This window comes from Micromonospora sp. NPDC050495 (assembly GCF_040655175.1).
Lineage (GTDB): Bacteria > Actinomycetota > Actinomycetes > Mycobacteriales > Micromonosporaceae > Micromonospora.
Window position 1 is genome coordinate 1 of record NZ_JBFAJK010000109.1, and the last position, 2,993, is coordinate 2,993.

A 2,993-nucleotide genomic window follows, 5' to 3' on the forward strand; every position below is an offset into this window, starting at 1 on the left:
GCGCCCCGGGGGGTGGCGGGGCGCGGGCTGACGCCCCACCTGCCTCCCGCACGCCGGGGGGGGCGCCCCCCGGGGGGCGGGGGGGGGGGGGGCGGCCCCCCCCCCCCCCCCCCCCACGCCTGGCGTCCCGTGGCGGGACCGGACGAACCCGGTCAGGCCTTGGGGATCTCGATCTCGGGGACGACCTGGCCCGCGTTCACCTTGAACGCCCAGACGATGACCTGGGCGGGGTCCAGCTCGCCGTTGGACTCGAACTTGTAGGTCACGCCGGTGGCGCCACCGGTGCCGCTGTAGCTGCTGATGAAGGCGTTCAGGTCGGCCCGGCTGGACTTGCCGGCCTTGATGCCCTCGAGCATGATCTTGGTGATGTCGAAGGACACGTCGGCGTAGGTGCCCGGGTCCACGTTGAACTTCGTCTTGTAGTCGGTCGGGAAGGTGCCCTTGGCCTTGGTGGCCGGGGCGCACGGGCAGGTGAGGATGGTGCCCTCGGCGACCTGCTGACCGGCGACCTTGATGAAGTTGGCGTCGTTCACGCCGTCACCGGCGATCATGGTGCCCTTCCAGCCCGCACCCTTGAGCTGCTTGAGCAGCAGGCCGGCCTCGGTGTAGTAGCCACCGAAGAAGAGGGCGGTCGCGCCACTGCTGGTGATCTTGGTGACCACGGCGGAGAAGTTGGTCTGCTTGACCTGGATCTTGTCGTAGCCGGCCGGGGCGCCGATGACCTTCTTGACCTCGTCGGCCAGGCCCGCGCCGTACGCCGACTGGTCGTCGACGACGTACACCTTCTCGGCCTTCAGCACGTCCTTGATGTAGCGACCGGCGGCCGGGCCCTGGGAGGTGTCGTTACCCACGCCGCGGTGGAAGACCTTCCAGCCCTTGCTGCTCAGGCTCGGGCGGGTCGCCGACGGGGTGATGGTCGGCAGGCCGGCCGCGTCGAAGATCGGGTCCGCCACCTCGGACTCGCCGGAGAAGCCGGGGCCGATGATGCCGACGATCTTGCTGTCGCCGACCGCCTGCTGGGCCAGGGCCGGGGCCTTGGCCGGGTCGCCCTGGGAGTCGTACTGCTCCAGCTTGACCTGGCAGTCCTTGTTCTCGTTGTTGTACTGCTCGATGGCCAGCTGGGTGCCGTTGCGCATGTGGATACCGAGACCCGCGGCGTCACCCGTCAGCGCGCCGAAGAAGCCGATCTTCAGATCGCAGGCGGCCTTCCCGCCGCCGCCGGCCTCACTGTCGCCGCTGTCGGCCTTGCAGGCCGCGCCACTGAAAACGAGCGCGCCGATGGCCACGCCACCGAGCACCCGAGCGAGCTTCTGCCTCACGGCTCGTACCCTCCTCCGTCCGATGCCCGGACCACCCACCGCGAATTGGACCTTGCGAGGTTGGCCGGACCGACCGCGATCCCGGTCTGGGGCGGGACGTTATCCCACTTCCCGGGCACGCCGGAATAGCTAGGAGGTGGGGTTGACCTAACCGTTACGTTGAGTGGCCGATTTCATGGATGTGCTGTAACACACGCTGGCCCGTCACAGGACAAATCGTACAGTTAATGACGGCGAAGACTTGTCGGGAAGCAATCAGTTCGGCTGCCAGGGCCCCCGCGCGGACCACAGCCGCGCTCGGGTGCCGTCGTCCACCACCAGCAGAGCAACGTCGCTCGATCCCGCCACCGCCACCGTCCGCTCGGCGCCGCCCGGCACGGCCACCGGCAGGCCCACCGGTGACCAAGAGTCACCATCGCGGGAGAGCCAGCCGGTCGGACCGGCGGCCGGCAGCACCAGCACCCCGCCGGCGACCGCCGCCAGCCCCGAGACCGCGCCGCCCCCCGCGCCGAACGCGCCACCGGACCGCCAGCGCCCGCCCCCCTCCACCCAGGCGCCCAGCCGGTCGCCCCGGCGACCCACGGCCACCGTCCGCTCCCCCACCCGGACCACCCGCTGCAGATCCGCGCCGCCGTCCGCGGCCGGCAGCACCGCGCGCCGCCAACTCCGCCCGTCCGCCGAGGTCCACGCCACCGGCTGAGTGCCGGTACGCCCCGGCGGCAGCACCGAGCCCACCAGCAGCCACCCCGACGGGGTGCCGATGCCGTCCGCCACCCACGTCCGCCCCGCCGCGTCGGCGGCCAGCCCCGGCACCGCGCTGACCAGCGTGAAGTCCGTCCCGTCCGGGGACACCCAGGCCGCCGCCCCGGTGGCCCGGTTGCCCGAGATCAACCACCCGCGCGGCCCGCCCGCGATCCGCCCCACGTTGACCGCGTCCGGCCCGCCGAAGACCTCGAACTCGGCCGGCACCTCCACCAGGGAGCCGTCGTCGGCCGCCCGCCAGGTGCTGATCCGGGGATTGCCGTGCACCCCGCCGCTCTTGCCCCCCACCGCGGCCAGCCGACCGTCCCGGCAGCCCGCCGCCGTCAGCAGGTTCTCCTCGCCGTACGGGCTGCGCGGCACCGGGCGCAGCGCCGTCCAGGTGACCGCGTCGGGGCTGCTCCAGGCGGCCGGCCGGGTGCCACCGGCGGCGTCCACCACCGCACCGACCACGAACCAGCGGCCGGCACACGCCGTGGCGTCGCGCAGCGCCAACCGGCCCGGGGCACCGGGCGGGACCGGAAGGGTGACCGGCTGCCAGCCCGGCCGGACCGGTGCGGGCGTGGGCACGGGCGCGGCCCGGCCCGTCGGGCGGCAGGCGGCGAGCAGCAGCACGAGCAGGCCGAACACCGCCACGCCGCGCCGCATGACCGCGATCGTATCGACCCCCACCAACCCCAGGAAACCCGCCGCCCGGCCGCCCCGCCGCCGCGCGGGTCCGCCGCCGCGCGGGCGCCCCGCCCGCGCACCCCCGCCCCGCCCATCCCGCGATCATGGAGTTGTGGCACCGGATAAAAGCCGTCAAGGGCGCAAGCTGGGCACCACAAGTCCATGATCGACGCCGGCGGTTCGGCCGGCGGCGGGGGTGGGGCGCGCCTCCCGGTGCAGTTCGGGCGCCGCGTTGATGGCCGCGGC

Annotated in this window: 2 protein-coding genes; both read right to left on the bottom strand. The window is 73.6% G+C overall.

Annotated features, from left to right (window positions below):
• Positions 1–152: 152 nt before the first annotated feature.
• Positions 153–1,319, bottom strand: coding sequence for a branched-chain amino acid ABC transporter substrate-binding protein (locus AB0I11_RS34235; RefSeq protein ID WP_357330071.1), 1,167 nt, complete (start codon positions 1,317–1,319; stop codon positions 153–155).
• Between the two features lie 255 nt (positions 1,320–1,574).
• Positions 1,575–2,726, bottom strand: a complete 1,152-nt coding sequence (locus AB0I11_RS34240) for a hypothetical protein (protein ID WP_357330073.1) — start codon at positions 2,724–2,726, stop codon at positions 1,575–1,577.
• Positions 2,727–2,993: the final 267 nt, after the last annotated feature.